At 67.3% G+C, this 19265-nt stretch carries 19 protein-coding genes and 1 tRNA gene; 7 read left to right on the plus strand and 13 right to left on the minus strand.

Annotation, left to right across the window (positions count from 1 at the left end; all coding sequences use genetic code 11):
• Window positions 1-25: 25 nt before the first annotated feature.
• From AX708_RS06770 to AX708_RS06790, 5 genes are all read right to left on the minus strand, one after another.
• On the minus strand, window positions 26-1513 hold the full coding sequence (locus tag AX708_RS06770) for a tetratricopeptide repeat protein (RefSeq protein ID WP_066527834.1): 1488 nt from the start codon (window positions 1511-1513) through the stop codon (window positions 26-28).
• Window positions 1497-2861 carry a PEP-CTERM-box response regulator transcription factor gene (gene prsR / locus AX708_RS06775; protein ID WP_066527836.1) on the minus strand — a complete coding sequence of 455 codons (1365 nt, stop codon included), beginning with the start codon at window positions 2859-2861 and terminating at the stop codon, window positions 1497-1499. Before prsR ends, AX708_RS06770 begins: the two co-directional genes overlap by 17 nt.
• Window positions 2861-4999 carry an XrtA/PEP-CTERM system histidine kinase PrsK gene (prsK, locus tag AX708_RS06780; protein WP_082745504.1) on the minus strand — a complete coding sequence of 713 codons (2139 nt, stop codon included), beginning with the start codon at window positions 4997-4999 and terminating at the stop codon, window positions 2861-2863. The genes prsR and prsK overlap by 1 nt, the downstream gene beginning before the upstream one ends.
• Entirely contained in the window at window positions 4978-6363 is a 1386-nt protein-coding gene (locus tag AX708_RS06785) for a TIGR03013 family XrtA/PEP-CTERM system glycosyltransferase (protein WP_066527843.1), read from the minus strand. Before AX708_RS06785 ends, prsK begins: the two co-directional genes overlap by 22 nt.
• A 129-nt stretch (window positions 6364-6492) precedes the next feature.
• On the minus strand, window positions 6493-7842 hold the full coding sequence (locus AX708_RS06790) for a short-chain fatty acyl-CoA regulator family protein (protein ID WP_066527845.1): 1350 nt from the start codon (window positions 7840-7842) through the stop codon (window positions 6493-6495).
• A gap of 181 nt (window positions 7843-8023) precedes the next feature.
• Here AX708_RS06790 and AX708_RS06795 point away from each other — a divergent pair, with 181 nt between their 5' ends.
• Both AX708_RS06795 and AX708_RS06800 read left to right on the plus strand, forming a co-directional pair.
• Entirely contained in the window at window positions 8024-9622 is a 1599-nt protein-coding gene (locus tag AX708_RS06795; RefSeq protein ID WP_066528010.1) for an isocitrate lyase, read from the plus strand.
• Between the two features lie 109 nt (window positions 9623-9731).
• Window positions 9732-9917 (plus strand): hypothetical protein, encoded by a 186-nt coding sequence (locus AX708_RS06800; protein WP_066527847.1) that lies wholly within the window; start codon window positions 9732-9734, stop codon window positions 9915-9917.
• A gap of 100 nt (window positions 9918-10017) precedes the next feature.
• On the opposite strand, the gene AX708_RS06805 is transcribed toward AX708_RS06800, so the two are convergent.
• The 5 genes from AX708_RS06805 to efp all read right to left on the minus strand — a co-directional run bounded on the left by AX708_RS06805 (window position 10018) and on the right by efp (window position 13549).
• Window positions 10018-11337, minus strand: coding sequence for an amidohydrolase (locus AX708_RS06805; RefSeq protein ID WP_066527857.1), 1320 nt, complete (start codon window positions 11335-11337; stop codon window positions 10018-10020).
• Between the two features lie 246 nt (window positions 11338-11583).
• Window positions 11584-11668: transfer RNA gene (locus AX708_RS06810), tRNA-Leu, on the minus strand.
• A gap of 55 nt (window positions 11669-11723) precedes the next feature.
• Window positions 11724-12542 carry an inositol monophosphatase family protein gene (locus AX708_RS06815; protein ID WP_066527860.1) on the minus strand — a complete coding sequence of 273 codons (819 nt, stop codon included), beginning with the start codon at window positions 12540-12542 and terminating at the stop codon, window positions 11724-11726.
• Window positions 12543-12977 carry a hypothetical protein gene (locus AX708_RS06820; RefSeq protein WP_066527862.1) on the minus strand — a complete coding sequence of 145 codons (435 nt, stop codon included), beginning with the start codon at window positions 12975-12977 and terminating at the stop codon, window positions 12543-12545.
• A gap of 8 nt (window positions 12978-12985) precedes the next feature.
• Complete coding sequence (gene efp / locus AX708_RS06825) at window positions 12986-13549, minus strand: elongation factor P (protein WP_066527865.1); 564 nt, start codon at window positions 13547-13549, stop codon at window positions 12986-12988.
• Between the two features lie 194 nt (window positions 13550-13743).
• On the opposite strand from efp, the gene AX708_RS06830 reads away from it, so the two are divergent.
• The 5 genes from AX708_RS06830 (at window position 13744) to AX708_RS06850 (ending at window position 16710) form a co-directional block, all read left to right on the plus strand.
• Window positions 13744-14187: a hypothetical protein gene (locus AX708_RS06830; RefSeq protein WP_066527868.1), complete on the plus strand. Its 444-nt coding sequence runs from the start codon at window positions 13744-13746 to the stop codon at window positions 14185-14187.
• Between the two features lie 201 nt (window positions 14188-14388).
• Entirely contained in the window at window positions 14389-15030 is a 642-nt protein-coding gene (locus tag AX708_RS06835) for a TetR/AcrR family transcriptional regulator (RefSeq protein WP_066527871.1), read from the plus strand.
• Entirely contained in the window at window positions 15027-15587 is a 561-nt protein-coding gene (locus AX708_RS06840) for a DUF4188 domain-containing protein (protein ID WP_082745505.1), read from the plus strand. Before AX708_RS06835 ends, AX708_RS06840 begins: the two co-directional genes overlap by 4 nt.
• A gap of 3 nt (window positions 15588-15590) precedes the next feature.
• On the plus strand, window positions 15591-15848 hold the full coding sequence (locus tag AX708_RS06845) for a hypothetical protein (protein ID WP_066527875.1): 258 nt from the start codon (window positions 15591-15593) through the stop codon (window positions 15846-15848).
• Between the two features lie 133 nt (window positions 15849-15981).
• Window positions 15982-16710 (plus strand): hypothetical protein, encoded by a 729-nt coding sequence (locus tag AX708_RS06850; RefSeq protein ID WP_156443333.1) that lies wholly within the window; start codon window positions 15982-15984, stop codon window positions 16708-16710.
• Window positions 16711-16787: 77 nt separating this feature from the next.
• Here the strand turns inward: AX708_RS06850 and AX708_RS06855 are convergent, their stop codons facing one another.
• Genes AX708_RS06855 through AX708_RS06865 form a run of 3 tightly spaced genes read right to left on the minus strand, consistent with a single transcriptional unit; the run spans window position 16788 to window position 19032 of the window.
• Window positions 16788-17363: a YdcF family protein gene (locus tag AX708_RS06855; protein WP_156443334.1), complete on the minus strand. Its 576-nt coding sequence runs from the start codon at window positions 17361-17363 to the stop codon at window positions 16788-16790.
• The gene (thiE, locus tag AX708_RS06860) at window positions 17360-17998 is read right to left on the minus strand and encodes a thiamine phosphate synthase (RefSeq protein ID WP_066527886.1); all 639 of its coding nucleotides are present in this window, start codon (window positions 17996-17998) and stop codon (window positions 17360-17362) included. Before thiE ends, AX708_RS06855 begins: the two co-directional genes overlap by 4 nt.
• A 50-nt stretch (window positions 17999-18048) precedes the next feature.
• Window positions 18049-19032 (minus strand): hypothetical protein, encoded by a 984-nt coding sequence (locus tag AX708_RS06865; protein ID WP_066527890.1) that lies wholly within the window; start codon window positions 19030-19032, stop codon window positions 18049-18051.
• Window positions 19033-19265 lie beyond the last annotated feature (233 nt).

Raw genomic sequence — 19265 nt, forward strand, 5'->3', positions numbered from 1 at the left:
TCCCCGTCCGCTCTTGTCGAGCGCGCTATTTCGCCGTCAGGCTGCGCGGGCGCAGTTCGGCGAGCAGCGCGGCGAAGCGCTCTGCTGCGGCCGTGTCGCCCGCTTCGCGCGCGGCGCGCTCGCGCAAGGCGAGCAGCGCCGGATCGTGCCCGGCGCCCAGCGCCAGCGCATGATCGATCAGCAGCGCGGTGCGCCGCCAATCGCCGCGCGCCGCCTGCCATTCGGCGAGCCCGGCAAGCGCGCTCGCATTCTCGGTCTCGCCCGCGACCTGCCGGGCGAGCAGCATCTCGGCGGCCCCCCGGTTGCCATGGCGCGCGAAGGTCCACACCGCCTTGCGGGTCAGCGGCCAGGGGCGCCGCGCCTCGGAGGCGAGCGCGTAGGACGTGAGCGCACCGCGCGGGTCGCCCGCGCCCAGCAGCGCATCGCCCGCCAATGCGGCGACATCGGCAGAGGCGGGAAATTTCTCGCGCAGCGCCGCCGCCTCGGCGCGGGCACCTGCGGCATTGCCGTTCCACAGCATCCGGCGAATGGCGTTGGCGGGCGGCGGCAACCCGTCACGCAGCGCGAGCAGCACAGGTTCGGCGCGGTAGGGCGCGTAGGCCCGCGCCAGCAGCGGCGCTGCCGCGGTGCGGTCGCCCAGACGCTCGTAGGCGCGCGCGACCAGCATCAGGAGATAGGGCGAGGCTTCGGGCAGGCTCGCCTCGGGTCCGAAGCGCCGGACCAGATCGGCATCGCGCCCGCCTTCGAACAGGGCCCGGGCCAGCAACTCGCGCACCCGCGCATTGGCAGGCTGGCGCGCGGCGAGGGCTTCGAGGATCGCCGCCGCACTGTCGGCATTGCCCTCCTCGAGGCTGATGAGCGCATCGAGCAGCAGCGCCGCGGGCACGCCGCGCGTCGCCATCCCGCTCTTGCCGAGCAGGCTGCGGGCGATGGTGAACTGGCCGCCGCGCGCGGCCAGAACGGCCTGGATATAGGGCGCGCGGGCATCATCGGGCGCGGCCGCAGCGAGTGCGCGGGCGGCCTTGAGGCTGGCGCGCGCCTCGCCCCCATCGCCGAGCGTCGCGGCATAGTCGGCAAGGGTATCGGGGTCATCGGACACGGCCCGGCGCGCGGCTTCGAACCACACCAGCGAATCCGCCGCGCCGTGCGCGTCGCGCACCAGCAGCGCACGCAGGCGCAGCGCGGGGGCATAGTCGGGGCCGAAGGCGAGCGCGCGGTCGGCGGCCTCCAAGGCTGTCAGATGCTCGCCGCCGCGCAGCCGCAGCCGGGCGATGGCGAGCCACAGGTCAGGGCTTTCGGGCGCGAGGCTGCGCGCCTCGTCGAGCTTGCGCCCGGCATCGGCGAGCGCGCCCTTGGCCATGGCGCCGTCGGCCTCGGCGAGAAGGCGGGTGAAGGCAGCCCCGCCCTGCCCGATCGCGCGTCGCGGCGGTTGAGGGGGGCCTTGCGAACACCCCGCCAGAGCCAGCGCCACCACCGCCGCCAGCGCGGCAAGGGCGCTAGGCCTGAAGGTCATACTGCTTGAGGAGGTCATAAAGCGTCGGGCGGCTGATCCCGAGCAGCTTGGCGGTGCTCGAGATATTGCCTTCGCTCCGGGCGAGCGCGTGGCGGATCACGCGCCGGTCGGTCGCCTCGCGCGCGGCCTTGAGGTTGAGGAGCTGCGCATCCTCGTCCTCGCGGTCGGCAAGGTCGAGGTCCTCGGCATTGACCAGCTTGCCATCGGCCATGATCACCGCGCGCTTCACGCGGTTTTCAAGCTCGCGCACGTTGCCGGGCCAGTCATGCGCATCGATCGCGGCGAGCGCATCGGGGGCAAATCCGGTGACGGCGGGGTTCATCTCGGCGGCAAAGCGCTTGAGGAAGGCTTTCGCCAGCAGCACCGGATCGCCGTAGCGCTCGGCAAGGCCGGGGATGCGCACGACGATCTCGGCGAGGCGGTAGAACAGGTCTTCGCGGAAAGACCCTTCGGCGATCATGCCTTCGAGATTCTGATGGGTGGCGCAAACGATCCGGGTGTTGACCGCAATCGCCTTGCGTCCGCCGACGCGCTCGATGGTGCGTTCCTGCAGGAAACGCAGCAGCTTGACCTGAAGCGGCAGAGGGATGTCGCCCACTTCGTCCAAGAACAGCGTGCCCCCGTCGGCGCTCTCGATCTTGCCCTCGGTGGTCTTGACCGCGCCGGTGAAGGCGCCCTTTTCGTGGCCGAAGAGTTCGCTTTCGAGGAGGTTTTCGGGGATTGCGGCGCAGTTGATGGCGACGAAAGGGCCACCTGCCCGGTCGCTCGCATCGTGGAGCCCCTTCGCCAGCAATTCCTTGCCCGTCCCGCTCGCGCCCAGCAGCATCACCGAGACGCTGGTGCGCGCCACACGCTCGATGGTGCGGGCGACCTTCACCATCTCGGGCGCGCCGGTGATCATCCTGCCGAGCACGGTCTTGTCGGCGCTGGCCGAGGCGACGAGCCGCCGGTTCTCCTCCTCGATTGTGCGCAGGTTGAAGGCGCGGCGCACGATCAGGCCGAGAGCCTCGATGTCGATCGGCTTCTGGTAGAAGTCGTAGGCCCCGCGCGCGATGGCAGCCAGAGCGCTCTCGCGCGCGCCGTGGCCGGAGGCGACGATCACCTTGGTGTCGGGCTTCAGCGCCATGATGGCGTCGAGCACGGCAAAGCCCTCGGTGGTGCCGTCGGGATCGGGCGGCAGGCCGAGATCGAGCGTGACGACGCCGGGCATCTCGTGGCGCAGCGCGGTGATCGCGCTGTCGCGGTCGCCCGCGATCACCACCTCGAAATCGTCATAGGCCCATTTGAGCTGCGCCTGCAGGCCCGGATCGTCCTCGATCACCAACAGCACGGGTTTCTTGTCGGGCATCACACGGCCTCCTGAATTGCTGGATCATCGCCTGCTCCGAGCAGGCGCACCGCTTCGGCAAGCGGCAGGACCACGGCAAAGCGCGTGCCGAGCCCCTCGCGGCTCTCGACCGACACGCGCCCGCCCATCGCCTTGATGAGCTCACGCGCTTCGAAGGCGCCGATGCCGAAGCCGCCGGGCTTGGAGGAGACGAAGGGTTTGAACAGACCCGTGCGCACGAATTCCGGGCTCATGCCGTGGCCGGAATCGACCACCGCAATGCTGCCCGAAAGCCCCTCGGCGGTGACGTCGAGGAACACCGGCGCACCGGCCTGGCTTGCGTCGATGGCGTTCTGGACGAGGTGGATCAGCGCCTGTTCCAGCGCCTCGCGGTTGCCCATGACCCGCACCGGCACATTGCGGGTGAGGGCCACCTGATGCCCTCCGGCAAAACGCGCGGCGATCCCCTTGGCGAGCGCCACCAGCTCGATCTCGCCGCTCGCCGAAGCCTGCCCCGCCCCGTAGCGGCCAAGCCGGGCGAGCAGCGCGGAGAGCTTGTCGGCGGAATTGCGCAAGGTCACCAGCATGTCGGCGCGGAAGGCGGGATTGTCGGCGTGCTTCTCGGCATTGGCGGCGAGCAGCGACAATTGGCTGACGAGGTTCTTGATGTCGTGCATCACGAAGGCCATGCGGCGGTTGAATTCGTCGAACCGGCTCGCGTCCATCAGCGCCTGCTGCCCGGCCTGTTCGGCAAGGTAGCTCGCCAGCTGCTGGCCCGCGACGCGCAGGAGGTCGAAGTCCTCCCAGTCGAGCTGGCGCGGATTGCGCGGGCGGGCGAGGACGATCACGCCGACCAGGCGGTCGAAGTGGATCAGCGGCACCAGCGCCCAGGCGTCCTCGGCCTCCATCAGCCACTGGGGCACCTGCGCGCTCTCGCCGTGGTGGTCGATCCCGCCGCGCGCCTCGTCGAGGGCGAGCACCATGTTGTGCTGTTCGAGCAGGCCCGAGAGGGCAAATTCGCCCGCCACCGCAGGCACGGCAATGGTGGGCCAGTTCCAGCGCGCGGTGAGTTCGAGCTGGGCCTGTTCGTTGGGCATGAGCAAAAGGCCCGCAGGGCTCTCGGTGATGTCGGCCAGCGCCTTGACCACGCGCTCCTCGAGGCTCGCCCCGCCCGCAGTGCCGTGCCCGATCGTGCGGGTGAAGCGCAGCCATTCCTGGCGGTAGTCGTAGCGGTGCTGGAAGAGATGCTTGGTGGCCATCACCCGCACCCATCCGCGCAGGCGCGGCGATGGCAGTGCAAGGCACGCGGCAAGGATCGCGGCGACCACGAACACCGCCTGGCTCGCGCGCGCCACGTCGCCCCCTAGCAGCGCCAGCGATTTGGCGATCAGCACCATGCCGGCCAGATACCCGCCGATCAGCAGCAGCGAGAGCGTGCGGAAGGTGACCGCGCGCGACGGGCTGAACTGCACCCGGGGCCCGGCCGCATTCATCCCGAGCGCGAAGATCACCGCCATCCCGCCCGCAACCAGCCCGCGGGCATCGCTCAGCACCGCCGGCATCGCGCCGCCGAGATAGGCGAGGGTGTGCAGGTTGAGATCGTAGGCGAAGATCCCGGTCAGGGCCATGCCGGTCCAACGCAGCACCGGGCGCATGGCGCTCGCCGCGCCCGCATAGAGGTTGTGGAGCAGCATCAGCGCGCCGATCGCCACCAGCATGTCGATCAGCACCCGTGCCTCGAAGGCGGCCTGATCGACCTCGGCCGTGCCGCCGAGCGACAGTCCCATCCACAGCACCACCAGCTGCAGCAGCTGCACCAGCACGAGCGCGATGATCACCGGACGCACGGGCTTCAGGCTGTCGCTGCGGCCATCGGCGGCGAACAGGCTGAAGATCGTCGCGATCAGAGCGAGATTGCGCGCCATCGCCGCGATCACTGCCGCGCCGTGATCGGGGCCGAGCGCTGCGGCAAGCGCGCACCATGCAGCGCTCGCCGCCGCGGCCGCCATCAGCCCGATCCGGTCAGGGCGCGCGCGCTCGCCGTGGCGCCATATCCACAGCAGCGCGCCCGCGCTCAGCACCGCGCCCGCGATCCAAGCGAGCAGGCCGGCCAGCGGCAGCATGGCCTCGGGCCAGATCACCGCGCGCCCTCCGGCCACAGGATCACCCGCAAGGTCTGGAGCAGGATCACGAAATCGAGGAAGGGCGTATAATTCTTGGCGTAATAGAGATCATATTCGAGCTTGCAGCGGCTGTCCTCGACCGAGGCGCCGTAGGGGTAGTTGATCTGCGCCCACCCGGTGATGCCGGGCTTCACCATGTGGCGCTCGCCATAGAAGGGGATCTCCTCCTCGAGGCTCTCGACGAAGGAGGGCACTTCGGGGCGCGGGCCGACGAAGCTCATTTCGCCCTTCAAGACGCTCCAGGTCTGGGGCAATTCGTCGATGCGGACCTTGCGGATGAAGCGGCCGAGGCGGGTGATGCGCGGATCGTTTTCCTCGGCCCACTTGGCCCCGTCCTTCTCGGCATCGGTGCGCATCGAACGCAGCTTGATGAGCGTGAAGGGCTCGCCATAGAGGCCCACGCGGCGCTGGCGGAAAAAGGCGGGTCCCTTGCTGTCGAGCTTCACGAGGCCTGCAAACAGGAGGATAATCGGGAAGGTCAGGGCCAGCAGGATCACACTTGCGGTGATGTCGAAGATGCGCTTGCAGGCGCTCGAGAACATGCGGCTGCTCGAAAATCCGTCGGAGAAGATCAGCCAGCTGGGATTGACCGTGTCGAGATCGACGCGGCCGGTCTCGCGCTCGATGAAGCTCGAGAAATCGTTGACGTGGACGCCCTTGGTCTTGATCCTGAGGAGGTCTTTCAGGGGCAACGAATTGCGCCGTTCCTGCAACGCCAGCACCACTTCGGAGACGCCGAGGTTCTCGACGAAGCGGCCGAGATCGTGGATCGCGCTGCGCGGGATGGCTTCCTCGACCACGCGGTTGTTGTCGCTCATGGCGATATAGGCGACGATCGCGAAACCAGTCTCGGGCCTCTCGCCCAGCTCGCGCAAACGCTGCGCCCGGTCGCCCGCGCCCAGCACCATGACGCGGCGGCGGAAGGCGGACGAACCGAGGAAGGAGTTGAGCAGCAGCCGGTCGGCCACCAGCACCAGGATCGCAAGGCCCATGGTGTAGAGCAGCGTCGAACGCCAGAACAGCTCGCTCGGGATGACGAAGTCGACCACCGCCAGCGCAATGATGCCGAGGCTGATCGCCACCAGCACCCGCGCTCCGGCGAAGCGCAGGGAGCGCAGCGCGTTGGGGCCGTAGACCCCGACCGCGATCATCGCGAGCCAGATCACCATCGAGGTGCCGAACAGCGCCATCGAGCGTCCGCCCAATTCGCCCAGGTCCATGCCGATCTGCGCCGCACGCCACTGCCAGGCGATCTCGCTCGCCAAGATCAGCAGCCCGAGATCGAGCAGCCCGAGCAGCAGCACGGCGTGGGGAATGTAATGCTTGAACAGGCGGATCATTGCGCGCGGGGCCTCTGGTGCATGCCCACCCGCTTTTAGGGACCAGACCTTAAGTGTCGGTAAACTTTACACCCGACTGTAAAGCGCGCGCATTTCTGCGGGGTGCGAGGGTTAACGCGGGATTTGGCGTCACACGCGTGGACGCGGGAGCGTGCTGGCGAGCCGCGCCGGGGCCGGGGTCAGGCATTCAGCCTTGCCGCAGCGCCCGCACGGCGTGCCGAGCGGCACGGCGTCGAGCCGGTCGAGCGATTGGCCGCGCGCATGCGCCAGGTCTCCGGCAAAACGCGCCTCGATCCCCAGCACTACCGCACGGCGGCCCGAACACATCACTCCGTCGCCGTCGACGGTGCGGGTGATGGTGAACCAGTGGCGACCTGCGCCCTCGCCCTCGCCGAAGGTGGCAGCCTGGGTGAGGACGGTGCCGGGGCGCTCGAAGGCGGCATAGGGCACCCACGCCGGCCAGCGCGCACCTTCGAGCGGGTAGAGCGCCCCGCTCCCCCCGGCGGTGAAGCGGGTCATGCGCCCCGCCCGGTCGATCACTGCCATGAAGAACGGCAGGCCGCGCTCGCCGACGCGGCCCAAGGTGGTGAGCCGCTCGGCGACCTGATCGAAGCTGACGGCAAAGCGGCGTTGCAGGACCGCAAGGTCGTATCCGGTGGCCTCGCAGGCGCGCAGGAAGCGGCGGTAGGGCAGCAGCAGCGCGCCCGCGAGGTAATCGGCGATATGTTCGCGCAAGACCTCGCGCGCCTCGGCGCTGGCGAGATTCGCGCCGGCGACGATGGTCTCGATCCCCTCGCGCATTTCCAGCTGCCCCACCTGCCGCGCGATCTGGAAGCGGCGGGCGGCGCCGGGGAGCATCTCGGAGAGTTGGAGCTGGCGCGCATGGAGATCGAGGCGGTGGACCTGCCCCGGCATGACTTCCGCGGGAAGGATGCGGACCTGCAGCTGGTGCTTTTCGCGCAGCCGTTCGGAGAGCGCGGCGCTGAGCTCCCCGCGGCTGAGGCGCAGCTCATCGGCGAGGTCTTCGGCGGCATGGTCGAGGTCGGCAAAATGGTTCTGCCAGCGTTCGACCGCGCGGCGCGCGGCGGTGGCGGCATCTTCGGCGACCACGCGCTCGCCGCCCCCGCCGCTGTCGTAAAGCCGCGCGAAGGCAGCAGCGACCTGCGGGGCGGCGGCGAGGAATTCCTGCACCTCCTCGCGGTCGATCCCCAAGTCGGCGAAGCGCTTGTCGGCCATGCGGCGCGCCAAACCGTCGAGCCCGCCGATCGCGTCATCCTCACGCAAGGAGCGCGGGTCGAAGTCGAAGCGCTCGATCACCTGCACCAGCACGCGGGCGGACAGGGGACGCTGGTTGCGCTCGATGAGGTTGAGGTAGGAGGGCGAGATGCCGAGCAGGCTGGCCATGCCCGCTTGGGTGAGGCCCTCGCGCTTGCGCAAGCGGCGCAGGGCGGGTCCGGCGAGAAGATTGGTGTCGGGCATGTCGCTTTTGTAAACTTATTTACCGATTGACACAAGATCGCGGGCAATTGTCCGCATAGCGACACGATTTTCTGTAAGTTTCCCTGTCATGCTGCGCCGCAACACGCCAAAGCGGGGCCATCCAAGCGGCGCGAGTCCGAACGGCCCCGCGCTCCTCCCCGCAGATGGACAGGAGATGCACATGACTTACCAGAACACCATCGCCCAGATGCAGGCCGTCGTCGCCGCCAATGGGCCGAGCTGGGCCGCGATCGACCCCGAGAGCGCCGCGCGCATGGTGATCCAGAACCGTTTCCGCACCGGCCTCGACATCGCCAAGTACACCGCCAAGATCATGCGCGCCGACATGGCCGCCTATGACGCCGACCCCGCGCAATACACCCAGTCGCTCGGCTGCTGGCACGGCTTCATCGCGCAGCAGAAGCTGATCGCGATCAAGAAGCACTTTGGCTCGACCAAGCGCCGCTACCTCTACCTCTCGGGCTGGATGGTCGCCGCGCTGCGCAGCGAGTTCGGCCCCCTGCCCGACCAGTCGATGCACGAGAAGACCTCGGTGCCCGCGCTGATCGAGGAGCTCTACACCTTCCTCAAGCAGGCCGACGCCCGCGAGCTCGGCATGATGTTCCGCGCCCTCGACGCCGCCCGCAAGGCCGGTGACGCGGTCGAGGCCAAGCGCATCGAGAACGCGATCGACAATTACGAAACCCACGTGGTGCCGATCATCGCCGACATCGACGCGGGCTTCGGCAACGCGGAAGCGACCTACCTCCTCGCCAAGAAGATGATCGAGGCCGGGGCCTGCGCGCTCCAGATCGAGAACCAGGTCTCGGACGAGAAGCAGTGCGGCCACCAGGACGGCAAGGTTACCGTGCCGCACGAGGACTTCCTCCAGAAGATCCGCGCCTGCCGCCATGCCTTCCTCGAAATGGGCGTGGAAGACGGGATCATCGTCGCCCGCACCGACTCGCTCGGCGCCGGCCTCACCAAGCAGATCGCCTTCTCGAAGGAGCCGGGCGATCTGGGCGACCAGTACAACAGCTTCCTCGATGCCGATGAAGTCGATCCGGCCAACATCACCAACGGCCAGGTCTTCATCAGCCGCGACGGCAAGCTGCTCGCGCCCAAGCGCCTGCCCTCGAACCTCTACCAGTTCCGCGCCGGCACGGGCGAGGACCGCGTGGTGCTCGACTGCATCACCAGCCTCCAGAATGGCGCTGACCTCCTCTGGATCGAGACCGAGAAGCCGCATGTCGAGCAGATCGCCGGCATGGTCGACCGCATCCGCGAAGTCGTGCCGAACGCCAAGCTCGTCTACAACAACTCGCCCAGCTTCAACTGGACGCTGAACTTCCGCCAGCAGGTGTTCGACGCCTGGGAAGCGGCGGGCAAGGACGTCTCGGCTTACGACCGCGCGAAGCTGATGAGCGTCGACTACGACGGCACCGAGCTGTCGAACGAAGCCGACGAGAAAATCCGCACCTTCCAGCGCGATGCCGCTGCGCGGGCTGGCATCTTCCACCACCTCATCACCCTGCCGACCTACCACACCGCCGCGCTCAGCACCGACAACCTCGCCCGCGAGTACTTCGGCGAGGCGGGCATGCTCGGCTACGTCAAGAACGTGCAGCGCGAGGAGATCCGCCAGGGCATCGCCTGTGTGAAGCACCAGAACATGTCGGGCTCCGACATCGGTGACGATCACAAGGAATACTTCGCCGGTGAAGCCGCCCTGAAGGCAGGCGGCGTCCACAACACGATGAACCAGTTCGAGGCGGCGTAAGCCGCGAGGGCTTGGGAGAGAATCCCGGGAGGACCGGACAATCCGGCCTTCCGGGATGCCATCGAACCGCCTAAGGCTTGCCGGGTGACATCACCCAGCGGAGAGTGACATGACCGATACCGACACCCCCAAAACCGAACCCTCGCGCGCCCGCGCGCTGCTTTCGACCGCCGACATGAAGCTGCTGCGCCGTGCGCTCGAAAGCCACGCCCGCAACACCGAGGACCGCGAGGAGCTGGCCAAGATCAACGCCCTGCACCACCGGCTCGGCACCTACGTTCCGTCGGGCGAGTAACCCGGCACCACAGTTCTCCTGGGGAGGAGAAACGGCCGTCGGAGCGTCCCGCAAGGGCCCGCTCCGGCGGCCGAATTTTTTGTTTGGGCGGGCGCTGGGCTTACTTCTTCGCCAACAACTTCAGCGTCGCTGCCGTCAGCGCCTCGGTCGCGGTGGCGATCACCACCGGCGCATCGGGGGCCCAGAACGGCGAGTGCAGCGAGGGCAGCTCGACCTCGCCCTTCTGCGCCTTCTCCCACTGCGCTTGCGGGACCCCGCCGACCCAGAAGATCAGGCTTTCGATATTGGCCTTGTCGGCGCGGTAGTAGCGGCTGAAATCCTCGCCCCCCATCACCGCCGGGGTCTCCATGATCCGCCCCTCGAAACGGGGTTTGAGACCGGCGATCACCCGATCGGTGAATTCGGGCGTGTTGTAGGTCGCGGGCGTATAGGGGTCCTGCACCGTGACCTTCGGCATCTTGTCCTCGGGCATGCCGGCCGCGATCGCCTCGCCCTTCGCAATGCGGGCGATCCCTTCGAGCAGGTGCTTCCTCGTCTCGTCCGAATAGCTGCGCACCGTCAGCTGGAGCCGCGCCTGATCGGGAATGATGTTGTGCTTGGCGCCCGCCTGGAAGCTGCCCACCGTCACCACCGCCGGATCGGACGGGTTCTGCTCGCGGCTGACCAGTGTCTGGAGCCGCATCACGATGCTCGAGGCAAGCACGATCGGGTCCTTGGTAGTGTGCGGATAGGCACCGTGGCCACCCACGCCCGGCACCACCACGTCGACCGAATCCACATTGGCGAGCGCGAAGCCCTTGGAATAGCCGATCTGCCCCGCCGGGAACTGCGCGGCGTCATGAAACGCGAGCACATACTGGGGCTTGGGAAAGCGGGTGAACAGCCCGTCATCGAGCATCGCCTTGGCGCCCTGGCCGGTTTCCTCGGCGGGCTGGAGGATCATCACCAGCGTCCCCGACCACTCCTTGCGCCGCGCCGCCATGAGCTGCGCGGTGCCGATCCAGGCGGTCATGTGGGTATCGTGCCCGCAGGCGTGCATCACCCCGGTCTCGGTCCCGTTCTGGGCGACGGCGCGCACTTTGGAGGCGAAGGGGAGCCCGGTCTGCTCGATCACCGGCAGCCCGTCCATGTCGGCGCGCAGCATCACCACCGGGCCGGGGCCGTTCTTCATCACCGCGACCACGCCGGTCTTGCCCACGCCCTCAGTCACCTCGAAGCCCAGCACCCTCGCGCGCGCGGCGAGTTTCTTGGCGGTCTCGACCTCCTGAAACGACAGCTCGGGGTGGGCGTGGAGATCCTTGTAGAGCTCGACGAGCTGCGGCATCTGCGCCGTCACCGCATCGCGCAGTTCGTCTGCTTGCACCGGCACCGCCCCCAGCGCCAGCACGCTCGCCCCCGCCAGCATCGCCATCATCCGCATCGCTTGTCCCCTTCGAATACTGTGCCCGTCGTCGCCCTTGTTGGAGACAATGAGACACAGCCAAATTGCAAAATTCTATTCGCCCGCACCATCGCTCCTAAAGGGTCCCGACGGGTACCGGAAAAGGGCATGGAAGCGATCATGGCCGCACCATGACACAACCGCAATGGTGTAGGAAAGTGCCGCCTGCCTATGCGCTCAGGCATCTTTCGCGCGGCGAGGATCCAGCTGCGAACAGGAGAGGTGTGGTGCCCCTGGCCAGACTCGAACTGGCACATCTTTCGATAACCGATTTTGAGTCGGTCGCGTCTACCAATTCCACCACAGGGGCGCCCGGAGCGGATGCCACGCGCTGTTAGCGGGGCGCCCGCGCCAAGGCAATGGGTCTAGCGCAAGGCTCCGGCGAGCAGCTTGTGGAGCTTCGAGTGCAGCGCGTCGTTTGCCGCGAGAACCTGCTGCGAATGGATCGCCTCGCTGCGCCCGCGGAAGTCGCTGACGAAGCCCCCCGCCTCGCGCACCAGCAGGCAGCCCGCGGCGGTGTCCCAATCGGAAAGGCCGCTCTCCCAGAACCCGTCGAAGCGGCCCTGCGCGACATAGGCGAGATCGAGAGAAGCAGCGCCGAAGCGGCGGATCCCGGCGACCTCGGGACCGATGGCGCCGAAGATCTTGCTCCATTCGGCAAAGTCGCCGTGGCCGAAGAAGGGCACGCCGGTCGCCACCAGCGCATCCGACAGGCGCGAGCGGGCCGAAACGCGCAGGCGCGCATCGTGGAGCCACGCGCCGCGCGATTTCTCGGCCCAGAAGGTCTGGTCGGTGATCGGCTGGTAGACCACGCCCGCCACGACATCGCCCCAGCCCTTGCCGTCGGGGCGCGGTTCCTGTGCAGCAATGGAGATGGCGAAGTGCGGGATGCCGTGGAGGAAGTTGCTGGTGCCGTCGAGCGGATCGACGATCCAGCGCGGCATGCCCGCATCGCCCTCGATCACGCCCGCCTCTTCCATCACGAAGCCCCACCCGGGGCGCGCGGCGGTGAGTTCGTCGTAGATCGTGCGCTCGGAGCGCATGTCGGCCTTGCTGACGAAATCGGCCGGGCCCTTGCGGGAGACCTGAAGGTGCTCGACTTCGCCGAAATCGCGCCGCAGACGCCCGCCCGCCTTGCGCGCGGCGCGTTCCATAACGCGGATGAGGCCGGAAATAGCTGCCATCTAACTTTCCACTCGATCTAGTTCCACAGCGAAGTCCGTCGTGTGGATTTCAAATTCCAAGGCGCCCGTTTCGACCTTCACGATCAGATCGTGGATTTCGAACGTGTCCATCGTGCCGCAGTCATAACCATCGGTTGATCGCGGAAATCCGCCCCATTTCCCTATTGAGCCGCGAGAGTCATGCTTCCGAATACCCGCTCCGGCATTAAGGAAAACGTCCACGCAGTTTCGGAAGACAATCGAACCCGTTCGATAACAGGCCCAGACATCCCCTCGCTTGAATGGCCTCCACTCAGGGTGCTCGCGGGTCAGGTGGAAATCGCAAAACAAGCGGATCGCATGACCCTGCTCGAACACGAAACCCATTAGCCAGCTGTCGGAAATATCCAGTCCGGCAAGCCTCGGATCATCGAAGTATTGCCGGACCAGCGCCATTCAAATCCTCAGCCCGCCTTGCCGACGTAGGCCTGCTCGTAGACGTCGACGATGATGCGCGTGCCGCTGCCGATGTGCGGCGGGACCATGATGCGCACACCGTTGTCGAGGATCGCGGGCTTGTAGCTCGACGAGGCGGTCTGGCCCTTCACCACGGCGTCGGCCTCGACGATGGTGGCTTCGACTTGCGCGGGCAGCTCCACCGAGATCGGCTTTTCGTCCCACAGTTCGAGCGCGACCTGCATCCCGTCCTGCAGGAAGGGGCGCGCATCGCCCAGCAGGTCGCCGGGGAGCGTGATCTGCTCGTAGGTGTCGTTGTCCATGAAGACGAGATCATCGCCCTCGGCATAGAGGAACTGGAAGTCCTTGGTGTCGAGCCGCACGCGCTCGACCGTGTCGGCGCTGCGGAAGCGCACGTTGGTCTTGCGGCCATCCTGCAGGTTCTTCATTTCGACCTGCATATAGGCCCCGCCCTTGCCCGGCTGGGTGTGCTGGATCTTGGCGACCTTCCAGATGCCGCCTTCATATTCGAGAATGTTGCCGGGGCGGATATCGACGCCGCTGATCTTCATGGGCTGTGGGCCTTTTTACGAGGTGGAAAGAGCAAGGCGGCGGGCTGCCGGACAGGCGCCGCGCCGGAAAGAATGCGCGCCCATAGCCGAGCATGGCGGACGGGGCAAGCGGGCGGCACTGCTCCAGCTCCCCGGCACGCGCGCATGGTTAATGCCATGGCGCACGCGCATCCGGGCTGATAAAGGGCTCCACCATGAAGAACCGTTACGTGTTCCTGCTGCTGGTCAGCGCCGCTGCCGCCGCCGCTCTTCTGCCGAGCCGGGGGCAGGGCATGGAAGAGGCCCAGCAGACCGACAACCGCACTGCCTCGCGCCCGCAAGGCTCGGCGGGCATGGCGACGGGCGGCATGCTCGGCATCCTGCGCCACGGCGACTGGGAATGCGCGCTGCCGGGCGATGCGGGGGGCGAGGCCTTCGTGCCCGTGCCCGCCGAGGCGTTCCGCATCGGCACCGCCTCGAGCTACGAGAGCCCCGCGGGCAGCGGCATCTACCTCCTGCGCGGCAACGAGGTGATCTTCACTCGCGGCCCCAAGAAAGACGAGCGCTACAGGGTGCTCGGCGACAACACCTTGCAGAAGCTCGCGCCTGACGGGTCGCCGAGCCGCCTGATCTGCACGCGGGTGTCGAGCGGGGCCTGAGCCGGTTCACCGCGTCCGCGGTCCCCACCACAGTTCCAATTCCCATCGGCCGATGCTTTCCGGCCGTGTCGCGGCTGCGCTTGGTTGACAGCGTCAACGTGCTGCAATAGTGTTGACAGTGTCAACCTCGGGAGTTGCACCTTTGTCCGCCATCTTGCTTTTACCCAGTGAGTGTTCCCTCGCCGGTTGCGAGCGCCGGAGATGATGGCGCGCACCCAGAAAAGCACCGGGGTTGATCTGCGCGAGGCTTGCCTCGACGAGGCCCTCGCCATCATCACCCAGTCTGGCGTGGAGAAACTCAGCCTGCGCGAGGTGGCTCGCCGGCTCGGCGTCTCGCATCAGGCCCCCTACCGCCACTTCGCGAGCCGCGATCACCTGCTGGCCGAGATCGTGCGCCGCGCCTTTGCCGATTTCGCAGCCGCGCTGCGATCGCCGCCGACAACCGATGATCCTGCGGCCGATGCGCTTGCGATGGGCTTTGCCTATGTCCGCTTCGCGCTGACCGAGCCGCTCAAATATCGCCTCATATTCGGAGGCAGCCTGCCTGATCCGCACGCGCACACCGACATGATGCTGGGCGCGCGCGAGTCCTTCGAGGTCCTGCGTGCCTCACTCACCCGGGTGGCAAGGGCGCGCGGGGAGACGCCGACGCGCGAGTCCATCGATGCCGAATCCCTGTTCGCTTGGTCGAGTCTGCACGGCGTGGTCAGCCTGATGCGGACCGACGCGATGGGCACGCTCGATCTGGCGCAAGGCGCGCGCGATGCCTTCGTCATGCAGGCGCTGCAGAAGATCGGGGCGGCGCTCGGGATTGTCAGAAAGCCTGAAGGAGGCGGCGCGTGAGCGCAGTGCTGAAAGGCCGCTGGACGGCCCATAGCGATCGGGGATTCACCGTATTCCTCATCGGGATGCGGATCAATCACTGGTGGATGGTACACCAGTGGCTGCCGCTGATCCTCAGCATGGGCCGGATGATCCGCGAGCTCGAAGAGCGCCCGGAGCTCGGCTTTCTGGGCTGCAAATCGTGGTTCGGACGGACCATCCTGCTGGTCCAGTACTGGAGCTCGTTCGAGACGCTGGAGGCCTATGCCAGGGCCAAGGACCTCAGCCACGTGCCCGCCTGGGCAGATTTCAATCGCAAGTTCGCGGCCACGGAAGCGGTCGGGATCTATCACGAGACTTACCGTATCGCCCCAGGCCAATTCGAGAACGTGTTCGTCAACATGCCACCCACCTTGCTGGGCAACTGCACCACACTCATCGAGGTGAAGGGCAATCTCGCAACCGCGAGGGGGCGCATGGGTCAGGCTGCCAATGATCACCCCGCCGCTCCGCAGGAATCTGCGCGCAATCGCGAGCCAGAGATTCTCCGGCTGACACCGGCACCGGATCGGATTTGAGACATGGCAATGAAAAATCTGGATGAGCCGTCAGGTACCCAATCCGGCATCAGGGCAGAGGGAAGCCGCGATGTGATCAACTGCTCATACGGTGCCACACGGGCTTCGCTGTCCGAACTGATCGAACTCGTCGAACAAGCCCTTGCCAAGGCCGACGCGCTGGAACTTGCGATGGTCGGCATCGATCTTTGCACCGCGCTCGAGCGCCTGAAGGCGATGGACCGCCCTGTCCTTCCCTTTGTCCCGCCAGACAACCCCTAGTTTTTCCTTCCGCGATGGCCGATCAATTGGGGCGCTGAGCGCGAGGAACCGCGCGCGATTGACTTTGCGAATGGCCTCGCCCCAGATAGGCAGGATGCCGCGCAGGGCGCGTGTTGATCCGGGGGAGGCAAGCGTGGGCGAGAATGATGGCTGCGCGCCCAAGGCACACGAAGAAAAGACCCGCCTCGTCGACATCGCCGAGGACACCATCGGTTTCGGGGAAACCGAATGGCACACGTTCCGTGACCTGCTTGTCCGGCCTCGGGCAGTGCTCGATACCTATATGGAATTGGGACCGACTGGCGGTGGTCGGTACAAGCGCCCGCTCGGCTTCTACATCGCCTTGTGCGGGCTGCTGACCTTCTACCTTTTCCTCCTCGGCGGCTTCAAGGGCATCATCGAGGCGCAGCCGCCCGAGACGATCAACCCGTGGCTCGAACGATCGGGCAAGAGCCGCGAGAGCTTCATCAGCGATGTCGACGGCTGGATGTCGGTGCTCGGCACCCCCGTCCTGTCGGTCTTCTACGCGCTGGTCACCGCGCCGCTGCTGGTGTGGTGGAGCGGGCTCGACTGGCGGCGGGGAGTCCGGGCGACCTTCGTCCTGCTCAACGCCTGGACGGTGCCGATCGTACTGCTCGGCCCGCTGCCTTACATCGTCCCCTATCAGGCAGTCACCAGCCTGCTTCTGCAGGCGCTGCTGGTGGTCGCCTTCCTGCGCATGGGCATGGGCCTGTGGTTCCGGAACTGGCCGGTAGGTGTGGCCAAGGGGGTGGTGCTTATCGTGGTTCTGGCGATTGGCTCGATCATCGGCATGTACCCGGTGCTGCACATGAGCCTGCTGGCGGCCGCACTCGGCAATTGATCGCAGCGCGGCGGGGGATGGCCGGAGCGCCTACCGACGCATTACTTGAGCGAAAGACTCGAACGCCCGCGGGCTGCTCACCGCCCTGCCAGCCAGAAAACATGCATGAACCACACCTCGCGCGCGAGGAACGGAAACTGCGTGCCGAGGCTGCGGTAGCGGGTGGTGGGCGTGGGCGATGGCAGCGCGGCGAAACCCTCTGCCGCCGCCATCGCCATGGCGCGGCGCATGTGGAGCGGGTCCGAGACGATCACTACCGGCTTGCTACGCTCGGGCCCCAGCACCTGAGCAGCATTGGCTAAGTTCTGGCGGGTGGTGCGCGAGCGGTCTTCCTTCAGGATCGCAGACAAGGGCACGCCGCTCACCATCAGGTAGTCCCGGCCCGCCGCTGCTTCGGAAATCTGGTCCTCGGGCGATATGCCGCCGGTCACAAGGATGCGTTTCACCCTTCCGGTGCGGTAGAGCGCAGCTGCGTGATCGAGCCGGGCGGCAAAGACAGGGGAAGGCCACCGGTCGAACGTCGCCGCGCCGAGGACGATGGCGGTCTCGCCCCGCTCCGCGCCCGTCACCGCCGGGCCGGCCGCGATCCAAGCGGCAACCGCGCCAAGCCACAGGACAAGCGCCCCCGCCGCCATGGCGAGGCGACGCTTCACCCCCGCATCACCCTGGCGAAAGCCTCGATCGCGGCGACCTCGTCCCCGCCCCAGACGGCATGCGACACCGCGAGGAAATCCGCCCCCGCCTCGACCAGCGGCTTGCAGTTCTCGGGCGTGATCCCGCCGATGGCAACGCAGGGGATTTCGAACAGCTGGGTCCACCACTGGAGCAACTCGGGAAGCGGGCGCTCGGCGTCGCCCTTGTCCTTCGTGCTTGAGGGAAAGAACGCCCCGAAGGCGACATAATCCGCCCCCGCCTCGCCCGCTTCCATCGCCATGTGGCGGCTGGCGTGGCAGGTGACGCCGATCTGCGCCTCGCGGCCGAGTTCGGCGCGCGCGTCCTTAGGTGAGCCGTCGTCCTGCCCGAGATGCACCCCGTCGGCCTTCAACCGCTTGGCCAGCGCGACCGAATCGTTGACGATGAAGGCCACGTCATGCGCAGCGCAGATCGCTTGGAGGGGGGCGGCAAGGCGCGCGGCCTCGTGCTGGTCCACGCCTTTCACCCGGAACTGGAAGGCGGTGACAAGATCGCCATGCCGCCGCGCGCCCGCGGCCAGCGCCCGCTCGAGCCGCGCGGGAAACTCGCCGCCGACGTCGAGGGGGGAAATGAGATAGAGCTGTGTCTGGGTCATCCGAGGCGCATTAGCCGATTTCGCGGCAATGTCAGCCTGCCTCCTCCATGTCACGGAAAGGCAAGGTAGATCCACACGGGAGCATAGACCGGCCGGCCCTGCGCGTCACGGGGCGTCACCCCGTCGACCACCGGCGCGCCGTGGGCGGGGGAGGCGCTTGGGCCCGTCGGGTTGGGATTGGGCGGCAGGGCGGTGGTCAGCTGGCGCGCATTGCCGAAAGGTGCCGCGCTGCCGTCCACACTGGTAAGCGGCCCGAAGGCGCCCAGCCCGATCACGTCCCACGCGCGGCTGGCGGTGGCGAGCGGCACCAAGGGGTCGTTCACATGAATGAAGCCATATTGCCGCGACGCGGCCGTTACATTGGGCAGCGAGACCCATTGCGCTGCCGTGCCGGGTGCGACCCCGGTATCGCCGGGCGCGGCAAACATCACCGCCCTGTCGAGCGCGACCAGCTTGGCGAAATAGCCCGCATGTCCCCCGCCCTGCGAATGACCCGCGACGGTGATCCGCGACCAGTCCGGCTGGCCGCCGCTGAGGAACTGCCCCCACCCTTCGGCCGGGAAGGAACGGTCGAGAAACTGGAGCAGCACGGTGAGCCGGGTAGTGATCGCATTGGCCGTGTTTACCGAAACCAGCGTGCTCAGGTCTTCCCCAGTGATGATCTCGCGCCTGACCTTGCCGGCACAATCGGGATCGGCGGAGCTGCCGCACAGCCGCTCGACCGCCTCGTCATTGGGATAGGTGAGCCCCACGGCATGGTAACCGCGCGCCGCCCCGGTGCGCACGATGTCGCGATAGACCGCCGGAATGCCGCCGGTGCCGGGCAGCATCACGAACAGGCGGCCCTTGGCGGGCACCGCCGGATCGGGATTGATGACGAAATGGGCCTGAAGATTGGTCGTGATCGCCGCGCTGGTATCGGCAGGCAGGATGTTGCGTTCGGTCGAAGCGGGCGCGGGTGTCGGAGTAGGGGTCGGGGTCGGGGTCGGAGTTGGTGCAGGCGCGGGAGAGCTCCCGCCGCCCCCGCAAGCCATCAGAGCCAGGCTGCCGGCCAGGGCAGACGTTCTCGAGTTGCGGCGTACGAACATACAGGACTCTGGTTCGGCTGGGGGAGTACTCGACCTTACAACGTTCGGCAGACGGGCTCCCTTCGCGCTGCATTGCACATTTGCCCATCCTCCTTCGTTCAGGCGGCACTCAGGCGGCGCATGGCCTGTTGGACCGGATGAACACGCACCTCCGCCCCCTCGCTCCCGCCCTGCTGCTT

It is taken from the genome of Erythrobacter sp. CCH5-A1, from assembly GCF_001557115.1.
Classification (GTDB): domain Bacteria; phylum Pseudomonadota; class Alphaproteobacteria; order Sphingomonadales; family Sphingomonadaceae; genus Erythrobacter.

Bases quoted from the DNA above. Each gene is read 5' to 3' on its own strand.
- AX708_RS06770 (WP_066527834.1), bottom strand. From the start codon at position 1,513: ATGACCTTCAGGCCTAGCGCCCTTGCCGCGCTGGCGGCGGTGGTGGCG.
- prsR (WP_066527836.1), bottom strand. From the start codon at position 2,861: ATGCCCGACAAGAAACCCGTGCTGTTGGTGATCGAGGACGATCCGGGC.
- AX708_RS06785 (WP_066527843.1), bottom strand. From the start codon at position 6,363: ATGATCCGCCTGTTCAAGCATTACATTCCCCACGCCGTGCTGCTGCTC.
- AX708_RS06790 (WP_066527845.1), bottom strand. From the start codon at position 7,842: ATGCCCGACACCAATCTTCTCGCCGGACCCGCCCTGCGCCGCTTGCGC.
- AX708_RS06795 (WP_066528010.1), top strand. From the start codon at position 8,024: ATGACTTACCAGAACACCATCGCCCAGATGCAGGCCGTCGTCGCCGCC.
- AX708_RS06800 (WP_066527847.1), top strand. From the start codon at position 9,732: ATGACCGATACCGACACCCCCAAAACCGAACCCTCGCGCGCCCGCGCG.
- AX708_RS06805 (WP_066527857.1), bottom strand. From the start codon at position 11,337: ATGCGGATGATGGCGATGCTGGCGGGGGCGAGCGTGCTGGCGCTGGGG.
- AX708_RS06815 (WP_066527860.1), bottom strand. From the start codon at position 12,542: ATGGCAGCTATTTCCGGCCTCATCCGCGTTATGGAACGCGCCGCGCGC.
- AX708_RS06820 (WP_066527862.1), bottom strand. From the start codon at position 12,977: ATGGCGCTGGTCCGGCAATACTTCGATGATCCGAGGCTTGCCGGACTG.
- efp (WP_066527865.1), bottom strand. From the start codon at position 13,549: ATGAAGATCAGCGGCGTCGATATCCGCCCCGGCAACATTCTCGAATAT.
- AX708_RS06830 (WP_066527868.1), top strand. From the start codon at position 13,744: ATGAAGAACCGTTACGTGTTCCTGCTGCTGGTCAGCGCCGCTGCCGCC.
- AX708_RS06835 (WP_066527871.1), top strand. From the start codon at position 14,389: ATGATGGCGCGCACCCAGAAAAGCACCGGGGTTGATCTGCGCGAGGCT.
- AX708_RS06845 (WP_066527875.1), top strand. From the start codon at position 15,591: ATGGCAATGAAAAATCTGGATGAGCCGTCAGGTACCCAATCCGGCATC.
- thiE (WP_066527886.1), bottom strand. From the start codon at position 17,998: ATGACCCAGACACAGCTCTATCTCATTTCCCCCCTCGACGTCGGCGGC.
- AX708_RS06865 (WP_066527890.1), bottom strand. From the start codon at position 19,032: ATGGCTTGCGGGGGCGGCGGGAGCTCTCCCGCGCCTGCACCAACTCCG.